This window comes from Kitasatospora sp. NPDC053057, assembly GCF_044546945.1.
GTDB lineage: Bacteria > Actinomycetota > Actinomycetes > Streptomycetales > Streptomycetaceae > Kitasatospora.
On the sequence record NZ_JBITZP010000001.1, the window covers coordinates 458,397 to 475,719 of the forward strand.

General features: G+C 74.1%; 12 protein-coding genes. 4 read left to right on the forward strand and 8 right to left on the reverse strand.

Annotated features, from left to right (window positions below; translation table 11 throughout):
• Positions 1-61 precede the first annotated feature (61 nt).
• On the forward strand, positions 62-754 hold the full coding sequence (locus ACIG5E_RS02085; protein WP_396530887.1) for a TetR/AcrR family transcriptional regulator: 693 nt from the start codon (positions 62-64) through the stop codon (positions 752-754).
• A gap of 40 nt (positions 755-794) precedes the next feature.
• Here ACIG5E_RS02085 and ACIG5E_RS02090 read toward each other — a convergent pair whose 3' ends face one another.
• The 8 genes from ACIG5E_RS02090 to ACIG5E_RS02125 form a co-directional block, all read right to left on the reverse strand.
• A complete protein-coding gene (locus ACIG5E_RS02090) occupies positions 795-2,087 on the reverse strand; it encodes a nitric oxide synthase oxygenase (protein WP_396530888.1) in 1,293 nt (430 codons plus the stop codon).
• A 140-nt stretch (positions 2,088-2,227) separates the two neighbouring features.
• Entirely contained in the window at positions 2,228-3,652 is a 1,425-nt protein-coding gene (locus tag ACIG5E_RS02095) for a sugar porter family MFS transporter (protein ID WP_396530889.1), read from the reverse strand.
• A 167-nt stretch (positions 3,653-3,819) separates the two neighbouring features.
• On the reverse strand, positions 3,820-4,791 hold the full coding sequence (gene egtD / locus ACIG5E_RS02100; protein WP_396530890.1) for an L-histidine N(alpha)-methyltransferase: 972 nt from the start codon (positions 4,789-4,791) through the stop codon (positions 3,820-3,822).
• A 45-nt stretch (positions 4,792-4,836) separates the two neighbouring features.
• Entirely contained in the window at positions 4,837-5,586 is a 750-nt protein-coding gene (gene egtC, locus ACIG5E_RS02105) for an ergothioneine biosynthesis protein EgtC (RefSeq protein WP_396530891.1), read from the reverse strand.
• Positions 5,586-6,938, reverse strand: coding sequence for an ergothioneine biosynthesis protein EgtB (egtB, locus tag ACIG5E_RS02110; protein WP_396530892.1), 1,353 nt, complete (start codon positions 6,936-6,938; stop codon positions 5,586-5,588). The genes egtC and egtB overlap by 1 nt, the downstream gene beginning before the upstream one ends.
• The gene (egtA, locus tag ACIG5E_RS02115) at positions 6,935-8,368 is read right to left on the reverse strand and encodes an ergothioneine biosynthesis glutamate--cysteine ligase EgtA (protein WP_396530894.1); all 1,434 of its coding nucleotides are present in this window, start codon (positions 8,366-8,368) and stop codon (positions 6,935-6,937) included. The genes egtB and egtA overlap by 4 nt, the downstream gene beginning before the upstream one ends.
• 136 nt (positions 8,369-8,504) lie before the next feature.
• Complete coding sequence (locus tag ACIG5E_RS02120; RefSeq protein ID WP_396530895.1) at positions 8,505-9,722, reverse strand: aminotransferase class I/II-fold pyridoxal phosphate-dependent enzyme; 1,218 nt, start codon at positions 9,720-9,722, stop codon at positions 8,505-8,507.
• Positions 9,719-10,198 (reverse strand): SRPBCC family protein, encoded by a 480-nt coding sequence (locus ACIG5E_RS02125; protein ID WP_396530896.1) that lies wholly within the window; start codon positions 10,196-10,198, stop codon positions 9,719-9,721. The genes ACIG5E_RS02120 and ACIG5E_RS02125 overlap by 4 nt, the downstream gene beginning before the upstream one ends.
• Positions 10,199-10,477: 279 nt before the next feature.
• Here ACIG5E_RS02125 and ACIG5E_RS02130 point away from each other — a divergent pair, with 279 nt between their 5' ends.
• The 3 genes from ACIG5E_RS02130 (at position 10,478) to ACIG5E_RS02140 (ending at position 17,247) form a co-directional block, all read left to right on the forward strand.
• The gene (locus tag ACIG5E_RS02130) at positions 10,478-11,284 is read left to right on the forward strand and encodes an SAM-dependent methyltransferase (RefSeq protein WP_396530897.1); all 807 of its coding nucleotides are present in this window, start codon (positions 10,478-10,480) and stop codon (positions 11,282-11,284) included.
• Positions 11,285-11,408: 124 nt separating this feature from the next.
• On the forward strand, positions 11,409-13,529 hold the full coding sequence (locus ACIG5E_RS02135) for a putative bifunctional diguanylate cyclase/phosphodiesterase (RefSeq protein WP_396530898.1): 2,121 nt from the start codon (positions 11,409-11,411) through the stop codon (positions 13,527-13,529).
• 508 nt (positions 13,530-14,037) lie between these two features.
• A complete protein-coding gene (locus ACIG5E_RS02140) occupies positions 14,038-17,247 on the forward strand; it encodes a hypothetical protein (protein ID WP_396530899.1) in 3,210 nt (1,069 codons plus the stop codon).
• The last annotated feature ends 76 nt before the right edge of the window (positions 17,248-17,323 follow it).

The following is a 17,323-nucleotide window of genomic DNA, read 5'->3' on the forward strand; positions in this document are numbered from 1 at the left end:
ATCGGTCCCCACCCACCCGACCGGGGGAAACCGGCCGGAGGAAACGGAGGAAGTCGCCGCGATGGCCCGCCCGCGCACCCCGCTGCTCAGCCGAGAGCGCATCGTCGCCGCCGCCCTGCGGCTGATCGACGACGAGGGCCTGGAGGCCCTCTCCACCCGTCGCCTCGCCACCGAGCTGTCGGTCAGCGGGCCCTCGCTCTACAACCACTTCGCCACCAAGGACGAACTGCTGGACGCGGTGGTGGACAGCGTCATCGGTGAAGTCGACTTGTCGATGTTCGACGGCGTTGCGGGTACGGGCGAGGGCGAGGGTGAGGGCCTCCCGGCCGGGCCGAGGACCCCCTGGCCGGAGGCGCTGCACGCGTGGGCGCGCTCCTACCGCGCCGCGCTGGCCGCCCACCCCAACATCGTCCCGGTGCTCGCCCAGGGGCCGGGGCGGCGGCCCAACGCGCTGCGCCTGGCCGACGCCGTCTTCGGCCACCTGGTCGAGTCGGGCTGGCCGCGCGGCCAGGCCACCCGGATCGGCGCGCTGATGCGCTACTTCGTCACCGGCTCCGCACTCGCCTCCTTCGCGGCCGGCTTCCCGGCCGACGCCGAGGTCTACGACGCGGCCGACTACCCGCACCTCGGTGAGGCGCACCGGCTCGCCGGGCACCGGGGGACGGTCGACGAGGGCGCCTTCGAGACCGGGCTGGAGGCGCTGCTGGACGGACTCGTCCTGCGCTTCGAGCGCCTGGCGGCGCGGTCGTCGTAGGGCCGGGGGCTGGGGCGTCCGGACTGTGGTGCCCGGCGTCCTACCAGGGCTCGCGGGCGAGGAAGGCAGGTCGCTGATCCGGGTCCACCGGGTCGTAGTACCGGTGGTAGACCGGTGTCAGCCCGCCGGAGACCGGGGGCACGATCCAGCTCCAGTCCGCCGGGGTCGGGCGGCCGAGCCGCTGCTCCTGGGCGACGTGCTTGAGGAAGCGCTCCGACTCGGTGTGGTGGTCGGCGATCGTCACCCCGGCCTCCTGGAACGAGTGCAGCACCGCGAGGTTGAGCTCGACCAGGGCGCGGTCGCGCCAGAGCGTGCGGTCGCTGGAGGTGTCCAGACCCAGCCGCTCGGCGACGGTGCCGAGCATGGCGTAGCGGTCGGCGTCGGCGAGGTTGCGGGCGCCGATCTCGGTGCCCATGTACCAGCCGTTGAACGGCGCGGTGGGGTAGCGGACGCCGCCGATCTCCAGCGTCATGTCGCTGATCGCGGGCACCGCGTACCAGCGCAGCCCGAGCTCGGCGAACCAGGCGTGCTCGGGGTGGCTCAGCGGCACCTCCAGGGTGGTGTCGTCCGGCAGTTCGTACCACTGCGGGCGTTCGCCCGGCCGTTCCTGGATCAGCAGCGGCAGTGCCTCGAAGCGGTCCTCGGCGCACTTCCAGCCGAGTTCGCGGGCCCGGGCGGCGAGTTCTGTGCCCGCCGGGTCGCCGACCACGGCGTCGTCGACCAGGTGCCCGGCGTAGCGGACCAGCTGCTGGTTGAGGATCCGCGCGGCCGGTCGGCCCGGGCGGTCGGGGGCGAACACCGAGACCACCGGGCGGATCCGGCCGTCGTTGCCCGCCAGTCGCAGGTGCTCGAAGCACTCGGCGGCGATGTCGTCGGCGGAGGACAGGTGGCGCAGGTCGCGGACCACCAGGCTGCGCCAGTACAGCCGGCCGATGCAGCGGGCGGCGTTGCGCCAGGCGAGCTTGGCGCCGTAGGCGAGTTCGACGACGGTGTGCCGGTAAGTGCCGGTGCGGTCGATCTCCTCCCGGACGGCGCGCAGCCTGGGCTCCGGGTCACCGGCGGCGGGCTGCTCGCGGTGGAACTGGCGAATGAACTCGTCGGCCCGGTCGGGGTCGGTGAACGGCGCCGGCGCGGACGGTAGTCGCCGCTCCGGTGGGCGCGGGGCCGGTTGCGATGGCGTCGCTGGCTGCTGTGGGGCCGCCGGTCGCTGCGGGGGCACGACCTGCGGGAACGCGCCCGTGGCGTGGGCCGGGTGGGCGTGGGCGTACGGACAGCCGCCGCTCGGGGCGACGGCGGATCTGCGGGTGCGGAGCCGGTTGAAGATCAAGGACACATCCCTCCTGTCGCACAGGAGTACCGGAGGTCGCGGACCCACCGCAGAGAGTGAACGATTCGGCCCCCGCACCCGCGCCGAGCGCGCTAGGGTGCGGGGGCCGGAGGCCTGATTGTCGGACCAGCCGATGGACGGACTGGTCAGCCCATGTCCTCCAGTCGGACGCCCTTGGTCTCCTTCATGAACTTCGCCACGAAGACGATCGACAGCGCCGCGAAGGCCGCGTACACCAGGTAGGTCGCCGAGAGGTTCCAGCGCGAGAGCGACGGGAACGACACGGTGATCACCCAGTTGGCGATCCACTGCGCGGAGGCGGCGACGGACAGCGCGGCGGCACGGACCCGGTTGGGGAACATCTCGCCGAGCATCACCCAGACGACCACGCCCCAGGACATCGCGAAGAACAGCACGAAGGCGTTGGCGGAGATCAGCGCGACGGTGCCCTGCAGGTCGGGCAGCGAGACGTTGTCGCCGGAGCCGGTCGCGGAGGAGAACGCCCAGCCGGCCGCGGCGAGGGTGACGGCCATGCCGGCCGAGCCGATCAGGGCGAGCGGCTTGCGGCCGATCCGGTCGACCAGCAGGATCGCGATCACGGTGCCGAGGATGTTGATGACCGAGCCGATGAAGCTGATCAGCAGCGAGTTGCTCTGGTCGATGCCGACGGACTGCCACAGGATCGACGAGTAGTAGAAGATCACGTTGATGCCGACCAGCTGCTGGAAGACCGACAGGCCGATGCCGACCCAGACGATCGGGAGCAGGCCGAAGCGGCCGCCGAGCAGGTCGCGGAAGCGCGGGCGGTGGTCGGAGGCGATCAGCGACTGGATCTCGGCGATCCGGGCGTCGGTGTCGATGCCCTCGCCCTCGACCTCGGTCAGCACCTTGCGGGCCTCGTCCAGGCGCTCGGCCTGGATCAGGTAGCGCGGGGACTCGGGGATCACCGAGGACAGCACGAAGTAGACCACGGCCGGGACGACGCAGATGCCGAGCATCCACTGCCAGGCCTCCAGGCCGAGCAGGTGGCCGCGGGTGTCGCCGCCGGCGGCGTCCGCCAGCACCCAGTTGACCAGCTGGGATATCGCGATGCCGAGCACGATCGCGGCCTGCTGGAACGAGGCCAGCCGGCCCCGGTACTTGGTCGGGGCGACCTCGGCGATGTAGGTCGGGGCGATCACCGAGGCGATGCCGATGGCCGCGCCGCCGAGGACGCGCCACAGGGCGAGGTCCCAGGGGGAGAAGGGCATCATCGAGCCGACGGCGCTGACCGCGAACAGCAGCGCGCCCGCCTTCATGACCTTGATGCGGCCGTAGCGGTCGGCGAACCGGCCGGCCAGCGCGGCGCCGACCGCCGAGCCCAGCAGCGCCGAGGAGACGATCAGGCCGGTCTCGCCGCTGCCGACTCCGAACTTCCCCTGGATGCCGGAGACGGCGCCGTTGATCACGGAGCTGTCGTAGCCGAACAGGAAGCCGCCGAGGGCTGCGGCGGCGGTGATGAAGACGACGAAGCCGAGGCGGCCGGGCGCGGTGGCCTCGGCCGCCCCGGAGGGCTTCTGGGTGACGCTCACGATCTTGACTCCTGGTACTCAACGCTGAGCTCGGTAGCCGAGATCGTAACCCCTATTCGTTCAAGCTTTGTACACGGGGAAGCTCAAGCTGTGCTCCGAGAATTCGTAAGGTGAACAAGCAAATTGAGCTTCCTCGGTGCTTCCGCCAGCGACTCCGGTGCCGCGGCTCACGCCGGGGCGGACAGCGAGAGCCCGAACCGGCCCTCGGGGTCGGTCCACCAGTGGGTCAGCCGCATCCCGGCCGCGGCCAGCTCCCCGGCCACCCGCTCCCGGCGGAACTTGGCCGAGACCTCGGTGCGCAGCTCCTCGCCCAGGTCGAAGTGCACCGGCAGGTCCAGGGCCGGGATCTTCACGGTCTGCGAGCGCAGCGAGCGCAGCCGCATCTCGACCCACTCCTGCTCCGGGTCCCAGAGGGCGACGTGCTCGAAGGCGTCCGGGTCGAAGTCGGCGCCCAGCTCGCGGTTGAGCACGTTGAGCACGTTGCGGTTGAATTCGGCCGTCACCCCGGCGCGGTCGTCGTACGCGGCGACCAGCACCGCCGGGTCCTTGACCAGGTCGGTGCCGAGCAGCAGGAAGTCGCCAGGGTCCAGGGCGGCGCGCAGCCCGCGCAGGAAGGCGGCGCGCTCCTGCGGCAGCAGGTTGCCGAGGGTGCCGCCGAGGAAGGCGACCAGGCGGGGGCCGCCCTCCGGGGGCAGACCGAGCCGGGCGGTGAAGTCGGCCAGCACGCCGTGCACCGCCAGTCCGGGGTACTCGGCGGCGAGCGCGGCGCCGGCCGAGGTCAGCGCGCTCTCGCTGACGTCCACCGGGACGTAGTCCTCCAGGGTGTCGAGCGAGCGCAGCGCGTCCAGCAGCAGCCGGGTCTTCTCGGAGGAGCCGGAGCCCAGCTCGACCAGGGTGCGGGCCCGGGTGGCGGCGGCGATCTCGCCGGCCCGGGCGGTGAGGATGGCCCGCTCGGCGCGGGTCGGGTAGTACTCGGGCAGCCGGGTGATCTCCTCGAACAGCTCGCTGCCCCGCGCGTCGTAGAACCACTTCGGCGGCAGCCACTTGGGGTCGGCGGTCAGCCCCCGCCGGACGTCGTGGTGCAGGGCGGTGCTGAAGTGGTCGGCGGGCAGCAGTCGGGTGAGATCGAATGTGTCCATGACAGGGTGGTTCCTCTGTTCAGAAGATGAAGGGAGAGTGGAAGGTCAGTAGTGGCTGGGGAGCTGCTGGACGCGGACGCTCCCGGCGTCGGCCAGCAGCAGGGAGCCGTCCGGGACGGGCGTCCAGCCCGGGGCGTCGTCGTACGGCTCCGAGGCCACCACCGTGCCGAGGCCGGGCAGGCTCCGGTGGTGCAGGGTGTCGCCCCAGGTGGTCGCGGCGAGCGCGGTGCCGTCGGTGAGCAGCAGGTTGAGCCGCCCAGTGGTGTGCGCGGCGACGTCGGCCACCGTGCCCGCCAGTGCCTCGCCGAGGTCCGCACCCCGGCGCAGCCGGCGCAGGGTAAGCGCCCACAGCAGGGCCGAGTCGCTGCGGGCCTCCAGCTCCAGCAACTCGGCGGGCGGCAGCAGGGCGGCCAGCGCGTCCAGCTTGCCGGGCCAGCCCGCCACCGCGCCGTTGTGGCTGAACAGCCAGCGCCCGGCGGTGAACGGCGCGGCCGCGCCCTCACCCGCCGCGCAGCCCTCGGTGGCGGAGCGGACGGCGGCCAGCAGGGCCCGGGTGCGGATCACCCGGGCGAGGTCGGCGAAGGTCGCGTCCGCCCAGATCGGCCCGGCCCGGCGGTAGCGGGCGGGCAGTTCGTCGCCGTCCGCGTACCAGCCCAGGCCGAAGCCGTCCACGTTGACCGTCCCGTACTGCTGGGTCCGGGGTGCCCAGGACTGCCGGTACAGCGCGTACGGCGGGTGCACCAGCAGCTCCTGCGGCGCCACCGGCTCGCCCAGGTAGGCGATGTGACGGCACATCAGTCCGCCTCCAGGCTGCGGGCGGTGCGGAAGCCGGAGAAGATCTGCCGCCGGACGGGGTAGTCCCAGTTGCGGAAGGTGCCCCGGCAGGCGACCGGCGCCACCGCGAAGCAGCCGCCGCGCAGCACCTTGTACTCGGGCCCGAAGAAGACCTCCGAGTACTCCTTGTACGGCCAGGCCCGGAACCCCGGGTAGGGCTGGAGGTCGCTGGCCGTCCACTCCCACACGTCGCCCATCAACTGCCGGACACCGTACGGGGACTGGCCGTCCGGGTAGCTGCCGGCGGCGGCCGGGCGCAGGTGGCGCTGGCCGAGGTTGGCCTGCTCGGGGCCGGGCGGGCCGTCGCCCCACGGGTAGCGTCGGGAGCGGCCGGTGGCCGGGTCGTGCCGGGCCGCCTTCTCCCACTCGGCCTCGGTCGGCAGCCGGCGCCCGGACCAGCGGGCGTACGCGTCCGCCTCGTACCAACTGACGTGCAGCACAGGCTCTTTCGGCGGGACTGGCTCCACCGTGCCGAAGCGGCGGCGCAGCCACTGGCCGTCCTGGCGCTTCCAGAACAGTGGGGCGCTCAGGTCGGCCCGCCTGCAGTGCTCCCAGCCCTCCTCGGTCCACCAGCGCGGGTCGTCGTAGCCGCCGTCGGCGATGAAGCGCTGGTAGGCGGCGTTGGTGACCGGGGTGGTGTCCAGGAGGTAGGCCGGCAGGTCGACGGTGTGCGCCGGACGCTCGTTGTCCAGTGCCCACGGCTCGGTGTCCGTGCCCATGGTGAACGGGCCCGCGGGGATCAGGACTTCGGCCGGCAGGGTGGCCGCGTCGGCGGGGGCGGGCGGTGGCGGGGGAGCGGCCAGCGCGGGTTCGCCCCGGCGGAGCTGGTGGGTGATCAGCATCGTCTCGTCGTGCTGCTGTTCGTGCTGGGCGATCATCCCGAAGGCGAACCCGGCGTCCAGCAGCGGCGCGCCCTCCAACGGGCTGGCGGCCAGCAGGTCCAGCACCCGGCCGCGCACCTCGTGGGCGTAGTTACGGGCCTCGGCGGGCGGCAGCAACGGCAGGCTGGGGCGCTCGGCCCGGGGGTGCTGGAACGCGTCGTACAGCGGGTCGATCTCGGGGTGCAGCGGGTCGCGGCCGCCGACGTTGCGCAGCAGCCAGAGCTCCTCCTGGTTCCCGATGTGCGCGAGGTCCCAGACCAGCGGGGACATCAGCGGGGAGTGCTGGGCGGTGAGGTCGGCGTCCTCGACGCAGTCGGTCAGGGCGGCGGTCCGGGCGCGGGCGGCGAGCAGTTCGGCGGCGATGGTCTCGCGCAGCGCCTCGGTCCCCGTCGTCCCCGTATCCGGGGCGGCGGGCGGTCGGACGTCGGTCATGATGCCTCCTCCGGCGGAGTACGTCGGGTGCCGGACCGCAGGGCGTCCAGCTGGTCGTCGGCCGGGCAGCGGCCGCGTGCGGGGTAGCGCTCGGCGAACTCGGCGACGGCGGTGCGCAGCCGCCCGGCGCCGGGCAGGCGGCCCAGCGCGGCGTCGGCGGCGGCGAAGCAGGTGAGGGCGGCGCGGCGCAGCTCGGGGTCGGTGACGCCCAGGGTGGCGGCGCGGCGCCAGGCCGCGCTGCGCGGCGGGCGCGGGGCGGCGGCGCCCTGTTGCCGGTCGAAGGCGTCCAGCGGCTCCAGGGCGGCGAACACGGCGTCGGCGGCCACCGGGTCGTCCAGCAGCGCGGCGACCAGCGCGGTGACCACCATCCAGCCGTCCCCGGGCTGGGCGTCGATCATCCGCAGCTCCAGGTGGCCGCGCGGGCGCACCGGCGGGAACAGGGTGGTGCAGTGGTACTCCAAGTCGGCCAGCGTGGGCGGGCGTTCGCCACCGCCACGGATCCAGTCACGGAAGGTCAGGTCGGGCGGGGCCGTCCAGGGCAGGCCCTCCGGCCTCTGCACGCACAGGACTTGGGCGTCCAGCACGTACCGGGCCCAGGCCTCGCGCGGGTCGCCGTGGTCCGGCTCGGGGGCGAGGGTGCGGGTCGGGTCCATCCGGGACCAGACGGTCTGCCGGGTGGACCGGTGGCCGGTCGGCTTGCCGTCCAGGAGCGGGGAGTTGGCGAAGGCGGCGACCAGCACCGGGCCCAGCCGGTGGACCAGCTGCCAGCGTCGTTCGGCCGCGTGCGGACCGTCCGTGTCGCCGGCGTCCAGGCACACCTGAACGGAGGCGGTACCGGTCATCATGACCCGGCCCCAGGGGCCGGCCGAGTCGAAGAAACGCTCCATCGCGAGGTAGCGGGGGTGGTCCAGCACCATCCGGCGGGGGCGGGCGAGTGGATCCGTGCCGGTGCCGGTGAGTCGCAGGCCCTGGGCCGCGAAGGCGGCCCGCAGGGCGGTCAGATCGCGACGGGTGTCGTCGACGCAGGCCAGGAGGCCGGTAGCGGGCGGGGAGCTGAGCTCGACCTGTCCGCCGGGTTCGAGCGTGAGACGCGAACCGGAGGGGAGCGAGGTGCCGTCGGGGCCGCCGAGGGGCAGCGACTCCAGCGCGGCGTGGAGCAGTTCCGGCTGGACGGGACGGGTGGGACATCGGTCGTCATGGACGAACCACTCGACCTCGACACCCACCAGGCTGGGGGGTCCGATCTTGAAACAGACGCCCGACACGTGGCTGCGCGCCCCCGATTCGGTCAGCGGGGTCACCCCCGTGGGGGGCGGTGGTGCGCTCTGCCTGTCGGGCGGAGTGGTGCGGGATGTCGGTATCACCGGACTCACCATCCTCGGGATCACGATTGCGGCCCGGTCTACCCTGCCCAGTCTGATACGGAGCATGCGGGGCCGCTTCGCAAATATCGCGTGAATGTTCGTTTCGGCAGGTCAGGGACGTGGCGATCGGGTGAATGCGGGGGCTCGGGAGTGCCTCCGCCGGGGGTGCCGGCGGCGTTTTCGACAGGGGCACATGCCCCGGTCACAGCCGGTCCAGTCGCTCCAGCACGGTGTCCAGCACGGGGCCCGGCAGGGCGTAGTTGAGGCGTAGTGAGCCCGCGCCGCCCGGGCCGAACTCGGCGCCGTCGGAGGCCTCCAGGCCGCAGCGCTCCAGCAGCGCCGCACGGGCGGTCGCGGGTGGCAGGCCGAGGGCGGCGGCGTCCAGCCAGAGCAGGTAGGAGGCCCGCGCGGGGGAGCGGACGGCGGGGCCGAGGCGCTCGGTGAGCCGGGTGCGGGCGGCGGCGAGGTGGGCGAGCAGCGCGTCCAGCCAGGGGCCGCCCTCGGCCAGGGCGGCCCGCTGCACGGTCTGCTCCAGCAGGCCGCCCTCCCAGAGGCCGTAGCCGGCCAGGGTGTCGGTGAGGCGGGCGCGCAGCCCGGGATCGGGGACGAGGGCGAAACTGCTGGGGATGCCGGAGCAGTTGAAGGTCTTGCCGACCGAGTTCAGGGTGACGACGCGGTGCCGCACGGCGGGGTCGGCGGTGGTGACGGCGACGGGGTGGGCCAGGCCGGGATGGGTGAGGTCGCCGTGCACCTCGTCCGAGACCAGCAGTGCGCCGCTGTCCGCCGCCCACCCGGCGAGGCCGCGCACGTAGCCGGTCGGCCACACCGTGCCGGAGGGGTTGTGCGGGTTGCTCAGCAGCACGGCGGCGGCGGGGCGGGGGAGCGGGCCGCGCGGGGAGCGGTAGCCGGTGTTCGGGCCGAGGTGCAGCGGCAGTTCGCGGTACGGGAGGCCGGCGGCGCGGCAGAGCTGGGCGAAGCCGCCCCACTCGGGGGTGGGGAAGAGGACGGGGGCCTGGGGATGGGCGGCGTCGCTCCGTACGGTCTCCAGGAGGAGGCGCAGGGTGGTGCGCGGGCCGCAGGGGAGAAGCAGGACCCAGTCGGGATCCACCTCGGCGCCGTGCCGGGCGCGGTACCAGTCGGCGACCAGGGTCCGCCCGGCCGGGTCGCAGACGGTGTAGCCGTACGCGCGGTGGCGGGCGCGTCGTTCCAGTGCCTCGGCGACGGCGGGCGGGCCGGGCAGGTCCATGTCCGCCAGGCCCATCGGGATCACGCCGGGGGCGGCGGCCCGGGCCCACTTGCTGCTGCCGGTGGCGGTGCGGTCGAAGGGGGCGTCGAAGGCGAAGGGGGAGACGGGCGGGCCGCTGACAGCTGACAGATTTCGAAAGCTGTCAGCTGTTCGCTGAAAGTTGTCAGCTGTCATCTGTTCGCTGCCTCTCGTCCGCCGCCGCCCGCCAGGTAGGCCGCCAGCCCCCGGCGCCCCCGGCGCATCATCACCGCGTGGTTGGCCCGGAACAGCGGGTGCAGCGGCAGCGCGAGGCGTCGCAGCAGCGCTCTGCCCGGCCGGGTGTCCTCCTCGAACAGCACCCGGCACCCCGCGCCGCCCGGCCCGTCCGCCGTGACGGTGAACCGCGACCACCCGTCGAGGTCGCCCCGCATCACCGCCTCCAGCACCCCGGCCGCCGGGTCGCGCCGGCGCGTCTCCAGGCCGATCACCAGCCGGTACGGCAGCAGCGCGCGGATCACCACCTCTCCGGAATCCGGTCCGGTCTCCCGGGTCTCGCGGATCTCCGGCCACCACAGCGGGTAGCTCCGGACGTCCTCCAGCGCCGCGTACACCGCCGACGCGGGTGCCGCGAGCCGCCACACGCCCCGGAAGCGGTAGTGGTTGGGATCCACGGGCCCACCCTAGTCGGGCGCCCGCTGCCCGTGGGGCGAACGGGGGCGGCCGGACGCCGAGTTGGCGTCCGTGGGCCGTATCCCCGCCGCTCGACGCTCCTCGGCAGGGAGCGAACGCCCGGTAAATTCAGGGCAAAGGGCGCAGATCGCAGGGAAGCGTGCACTCCGCTTGCACCCGTTCGGGGTGCGGGGGAGGATCTTGTGTGCTTGTAGTCTCATCAGTCACGGCAGCATCCCCAGGCGCTGCACCCCCGGAACCGGAGTGAAGGAGTCACAGGCATGCGGCGACCGAGCTGGGTACCGGAAGGTACGGACCTGGACAAACCGAACGCCGCGCGGGTCTACGACTACTACCTCGGGGGCTCGCACAACTTCGAGGTCGACCGGGAGATGGCCCGCAAGGCGCTCGCCCTGTGGCCCGAGCTGCCCCAGATCATGCGCTCCAACCGGGCCTTCCTGCGCCGCGCCGTGACCTTCCTCGCCGAGCAGGGCATCACCCGCTTCCTGGACATCGGCTCCGGCATCCCCACCTTCGGCGCCGTGCACGAGATCGTCCGCGCGATCCGCCCCGGCGCGAAGGTCGTCTACGTGGACCGCGACCCGGTCGCCGTCGCCCACAGCCGCCTGCTGCTGGAGGGCGACCCGGACAGCTCCGTCGTCCAGGCCGACCTGCGCGACGTCGAGGACCTGCTGAGCCGCCCCGAGGTGGCCGCACTGCTGGCCGAGGGCGAGCCGGTGGCCGTCCTGCTGGTGGCCGTCGCCCACTTCGTCAGCGACGATGAGGACCCCTGGAAGCTGACCGGCACGATCCGCGACCGGCTCCCGGCCGGCAGCGCGCTGGCCCTCTCGCACGCCTCCCTGGAGGCCCGCCCGGACCAGGCCGAGGACCACCAGAACCTCTACCGGATGACCCCGACCCCACTGACCATGCGCACCAACGAGCAGGTCACCGCCATGTTCGCCGGCTTCGAGCTGGTCGAGCCCGGCGTGGTTCCGCTGCCGTGGTGGCGACCGGACCAGCCGGGCACGGTCGGCGAGCACCCCGAGCGGATCGCCGGAGTGGCGGGCGTGGGGTTCCGCCCTTGAACGGTCGCACCGGGCGTGCAACCGGCGGCCGTACGCCCCGCGAGACGGCCGCCGGGCGCCCGGCCCTGCGCACCACCGGACCCGGAACGCCCAGCAGCACGCGACGCAGAACCGGGGCGGCCGGATGAGCGGCGCGACCCCGGTGGACGGCAGCGCCGAGCGGTTCCACGAGGACTGGTCCCGGCTGCTCTCCGCCGACCACGGCATCGCCGTCCACCCCGGCCTGCTCGGCCGACTGGTCGCGCGCACCGCCGCGCTGCTGCACCGAGCCCAGCAGGACGAGCCCTTCCAGCCCCGGCTGGCCGCCCAGGCCGGCGCCGAACTGGTCGACGCGCACTTCACCGACCCCGTCCTGCTCGCCCGCGCGGTCGAACTGCTGCAGTCCCAGCCGATCGGCGACGACCGCGGTCCCGCCCTCACCGGCGCCTTCGCGGCCGGCTGGGCGAACGCCCTGCGCGAGCGCACGCTGCGCGAGCAGGAGGCCATCCGCACCGCCGCCGACGCCGCCCGCAAGGAGGCCGAACGCGCCCTGCGCGCCTCCGAGGCCAGGTTCCGCGCCCTGTTCGAGAGCGCCGCGATCGGCATCGGCATCGGCGACACCGACGGCAACATCATGGCCGTAAACAAGGCCCTGCAGGACCTGTTCGGCGCGGGCCCGGCGGACATGATCGGCCGCCGGGTCGGCGACCTCGTCCACCCCGAGGACACCCCGGGCGTCTGGGAGGCGTACGAGGAACTGATCAGCGGCAAGCGCGAGTACTTCCAGTTCGACAAGCCGTACTACCGCCAGGACGGCGAGGTGATCTGGACCCACCTGACCGTCTCGCTGATCCGCGACGACGATGGCGTCCCGCAGTACCAGGTCGCGATGCTGGAGGACGTCACTGACCGCTACCGGCTCCAGGAGCGGCTGCGCCACCAGGCCACCCACGACCCGCTGACCGGCCTGCCCAACCGTGCCGCCTTCTTCGAACGGCTGGAGAAGCTCTTCGAGGACCCGGAGCCGGGCGCCCGCTTCGGCCTCTGCTACGTCGACCTCGACGGCTTCAAGGTGGTCAACGACAGCCTCGGCCACGACATGGGCGACCAGCTGCTGTCCGCCGTCGCCGCCCGGCTGAAGGCCGCCCTCACCCCGCTCGGCCACCTGGTCGCCCGGCTCGGCGGCGACGAGTTCGTCGTCCTGCTGGAGAATTGCCGCGGCGAGCAGGAGGCGGTGGCCGCCGCCAAGACCGTGCTCAAGGCGTTGGCCGGACCGGTGCTGATCGGCGACCACAAGCTCGCCGTCGGCGCCAGCGTCGGTGTGCTGGAGCGGCGGGTGTCCACCACCACCCCCGGCGCCGCCGTCCGGGCCGCCGACCTGACGCTGTACCGCGCCAAGGAGGCCGGCCGCGGCCGCTGGACGCTGTTCGACCCCAAGGAGAACGCTCGCGCGGTCAGCCGCTACGCGGTGTCCGTCCGGATGCCGGCCGCCCTGGACCGCGGCGAGTTCTTCATCGACTACCAGCCGCTCTACCGCCTCGCCGACGGCCGGATGGCCGCCGTGGAGGCGCTGGTGCGCTGGCGCCACCCACAGCTCGGCGTGCTCGGCCCGGACGAGTTCGTCACCACCGCCGAGGAGACCGGGCTGATCATGCCGCTCGGCCGCTGGGTGCTGGAGCAGGCCTGCGGCCAGGCCGCGGAGTGGATCAAGCAGTACGGCGACGCCGCACCGCAGTTGAACGTCAACCTGGCGGTACGGCAGGCGCGCAGCGCCGCGCTGGTCAACGACCTCGGCAGGATCCTGGACAGCACCGGCCTGGACCCGGCCCGGCTGCAGCTGGAGATCACCGAGTCGACCGTGGTCGGCCCCGAGGACGAGGCGCTGCGCACCCTGCACGGGCTGGTCGATCTCGGGGTGTCGCTGGCGGTGGACGATTTCGGCACCGGCTGGTCCAACCTCGCCTACCTGCGCGACCTGCCGGTCTCCGGGCTGAAGATCGCCGGTTCCTTCGTCGGCGACCTGCACGACCCGGCGAAGGACGGGGCCACCGGGTGGCGGATCGTCAGCGGCCTGGTGTCGATGGCGCACGCGCTCGGACTGAACGTCACCGCCGAGGGCGTGGAGACCCGCAAGGACGCCGAGCGGCTGCGTGAGATGGGCTGCGACTGGGCGCAGGGCTGGCACTTCGGCCGCCCGGTGCGGCCCGTCGAGATCGCCCGCCGGATCGTCGAGGAGCCGAAGGGGCGCCCGGTCGAGCAGGGGTGATCCCCGGGCCCCCGTTCCCGGCCCTGGCCCGCGGCCTCCTTCCCGGCCTTCCTTCCCGGCCTTCCTTCCCGGCCCTCCTTTCCGGCCTTCCCTCCCGGCCTCCCCTCCCAGCCCTCGTGCCGGTCCGGCAACCGTTCCGGAAGCGTTGCGGAAAGCGCCCTGCAGCCCTGCCCGGTATGCGGGATGATGACGCGTCAAAATCACCACCCGGCACCGGTGCGCCCGTGGTCACGGCCTTCGCACCGGCCCCGGGGAGCGGGGAGGGGGCGCCGCCATGGGCGCAACGGAGGACGCCGGTCCGGTCGGGGAGGACCGACGCCAGGGAGCGCCGGGGGAGCCGCCGCGGACCAGGGTGGACTGGGGGTCGCGGGAGCGGGGCTCGCGGTTCCGGGGGTCGTGGGACCGGCGGCGCGGTGCGCGGGGTGGTGCGGAGGCCGGCGCGGAACGGGCGTCCCGGCTCGCCACCCAGCGGACCGCAGCGGTGGACCCGGAGGCCGCGACCCGGAGGATGCCCGGACCCCGCCACGACCCGGAGGCCGCGACCAGGGTCCGGCCCGGCGCCCCGGGCCGGTTCGACCCGGACGCCGACACCGAGGTCGTACGGCCCCGGTCCGCCCAGGGCCCGTCCTGGCAGGACAACATCGGCCCCGGACCCAGCCCGGCCGGCGGTCCCGGCTCGGTTGGTGGTCCCGGTTCGGCCAGCGGACCCAGTCCGGCCGGCGGTCCGGAACCCGTCGGTGGTGCCTCCCCGGGCGGCGCCTTCACCGCGCACGGCGACCCGTCCGAGGACGGCTTCCCCGACGCCCTGCGGGCCCGCTTCACTCCGCTGGGCAAGGCGGGCGCCGGTGCCGAGGGCACGGTCTGGTACGTCCGGCGCACCGACGGCGGCGCCGACGCCGCGGTCAAGGTGTCCGTCGTCGGCCAGCCGATGGATCACGACCTGCTCGCCCACCTGCGCAACGACGGCTTCCGGAGGCACGTCCCGCACCTGATCGACTTCGGTCGGGTCCGCCACCACGGCGCGCTGGTCGACTGGGTGGCGATGGAGTACCTGCCGGTCACCCTCTCCGCACACGTCGCCGCCCTGCGCCGCAGCGGTGCCCACACCGACCCGCGGACGGTCGAGCAGATCGTCTACGAGCTGGTCTCGCTGCTGGAGTTCTGGCAGCGGCGGATCCAGCGCAACCCGCTGGACTTCAAGCCCGCCAACATCCTGGTCCGGCCCGGCCGCGGGCCCGGGGAGTTCGTGATCGCCGACTTCGGCGGCGTCGACCGGCTCACCGACAGCCGCCGCTTCACCTCCGCGATGATGGTCACCGTCGCCTACATGGCCCCCGAGCAGCTGGCCGGCAAGAACCACGAGGCCGGGCCCTGGTGGGGGCTCGGCAACGTGCTGTACGAGCTGTTCGTCGGCCGCCCACGGTTCGTCGGCGCGGACGGCGAGCGGGCCGCCGACCACGACCTGGAGCTGGAACTGGTCATGGGTGAGGAGGTGGATCTCACCGCGGTCACCGACCAGCGCCAACTGCTGCTGCTCCAGGGCCTGTTCACCAAGAAGCCGGAGGACCGCTGGACCGCCCCGGAGGTCCGCAGCTGGCTGGCCGGCGGCAGCCCGGAGGTGGTGCGGCGCCGCCCGCAGGCCCGTCGGCCGATCACCTTCCTCGGCGACCCGTTCACCGATCCGGTCCGGCTCACCGAGGTGCTGCTGCGCAACTCCGGTGCGGCGGCGCGCTGGCTGGCGGCGGTGGGGGCGGAGCGGCTGCGCGACTGGCTGCGCGACGAGGTCAAGGACTCCGTGTTCGACCTGCACTACCTCACCGACGTGGTCCGCGCGCCCGGCTCCCGGCGCGAGTCCGTGGCCGGCATCGCCGTGCTCGCCCTCGGCGCGGCCTACGTGCCGTCCGCCGTGCCGCACTACCGCGACCGGCCGGTCGACCCGGCCGGACTGGAGCGCATCGCCACCGAACCGGACGGCGCCGCCCTCGTCGACGAACTGGTCCGCGGCGGCGCCCCGGCGGTCGCGGCGCGCTACGACTGCTTCCACCCCGAGTGCTCCGGCGAGCACTGCTCGCGGCTGCTCGCCCTGGCGGCGCTTCCGGACGTGCTCGCCGAGGTGGAGCGCACGGCCCGTACGGTCGGCGGCGGCCGGCGCGGTGACGGCGGGCTCAGCCCGGAGGAGCGGGAGGAGGCGCACCGGCTGGCGGTCTGGCTGAGCATCCGCCCGGAGGAGCGGTACCGGCTGCTCGGCCGGCTCTCCCCGCTGCCCGCCGCGCTGCACCGGCTGCCGCTGCCCGTACGGGTGTCGGAGCTCGCCGCGGTGGTCGCGGCGGCGGTGGTGGACGGGGCGCTGACGGCAAGTGCAGGGGCGCGTACGGCGGCGCGCTCGGCTGCTCGCCGGCCGGCGCCCGACCCGGAGGCGGCCACCCCGCGGGACGTGGTGCGCCGCCGCTGGTCGGCGCTGCGGCGGCGGGCGGTGGGGGCCGACCAGGGGCAGGTCGCCGGGCGGGCGGCGATGGTGGCCGCGGAAGCGCTGCGACGGCGCGGCCGCGGGCGGGCCGAGCGGCCCGAGCCGGAGGCGGGCGTGCTGCGGGAGGGGCGGGCGCGGGCCGGGCGGGCGGCCCGGCTGTGGCGGGAGCGGCGCCGACGGCCGCCAGTGGACTGGTCGGCCCGGCTGCGGCTCTGGTGGCCGTACGCCCGCACCATGCTGCCGCGCCGGGTGGCGGCGGTCGCGCTGCTGGTGGTGGGCCTGGGGCTGCTGCTGTGGTCGGGGGCGGTGCTGCGCCTCCCGGTCGAGACCGGGCACCAGCTCGACCTCTCACCGGACCTGTTCGGCGGGCCGCTGCACTCCGCCGGGAAGCGCGCGGCCGAGCAGGTGGTCGGCAAACTGGGCGCGGCCTTCGTGGCGGCAGCCGTGCTCGCCTTCTTCCCGGCCCGGGTCGGGTTCGGCACGGCCCTGCTGACCGGCGTGGGCGCCCTCACTATCGGCTACCTGCGGCTCGGACCGCCGATGACGGCGGTGGAGGCGCCGCAGCCGGTGGCCGACCGGGTGGTCATGTTCGAGGGCGGGATGGGGAGTTGGGCCGGGATCGCGGCGGTGATCGCGATCGTGGTGGCCTTCGTGCTGATCGAGCGGGCGTGCGACCGGCTGCTCAAGCCGGCCCAGCGGGCCCGGCGGCAGGTCCGGGAGGGCTGGCGGGACCTCGACCGGCGCGCCGCGCGGGCCGCGGGGCAGCCGATGCCGACGGCGGCCGTCGCCGGGGCGTGGCGGACGGGCCGGGCGGGGACGCGGGACCGGCTGTGGTTCGCGCTCGGCAGCACCGGGGTGCTGGTGCTGCTGCTGTGGGCGGCGGTGGAGGTGCGGCTCGCCTCCACCGGGGTGCACCGGACGCCGGACTCCTGGGGAACCGGCCAGACCGGTGCGTCCTACCAGGCCGGGTTCGTCATCCTGCTGGCGGCGGTGTCGCTGCTGAGCACCCTCGGGACGCCGGTCACCGCGCGGGTGCTGTTCGTCGTCTGGATCCTCGGGACGCTGTTCCTGGGCGCGTGGCCCGGGGCGTTGGGCCCGGTGGAGGCGCTGCGGATCCCGGTGTTCGAGGGACTGTTCGGCGCGGTCGCGGACTGGTGGGGGCACGGTGCGTTCTGGGCCGCACTGCTGGTGGCGCTGCCGCTGGCGGCGTACGGGGTGTTGCGCACGGTGCGGGGGCGGGCGGCTGGCTGACGGATGACGGGTAACAGGTAACAGCAGACAGATTTCGAAATCTGTTATCTGTCTCCTATCATCTGTTGTCTGTCGG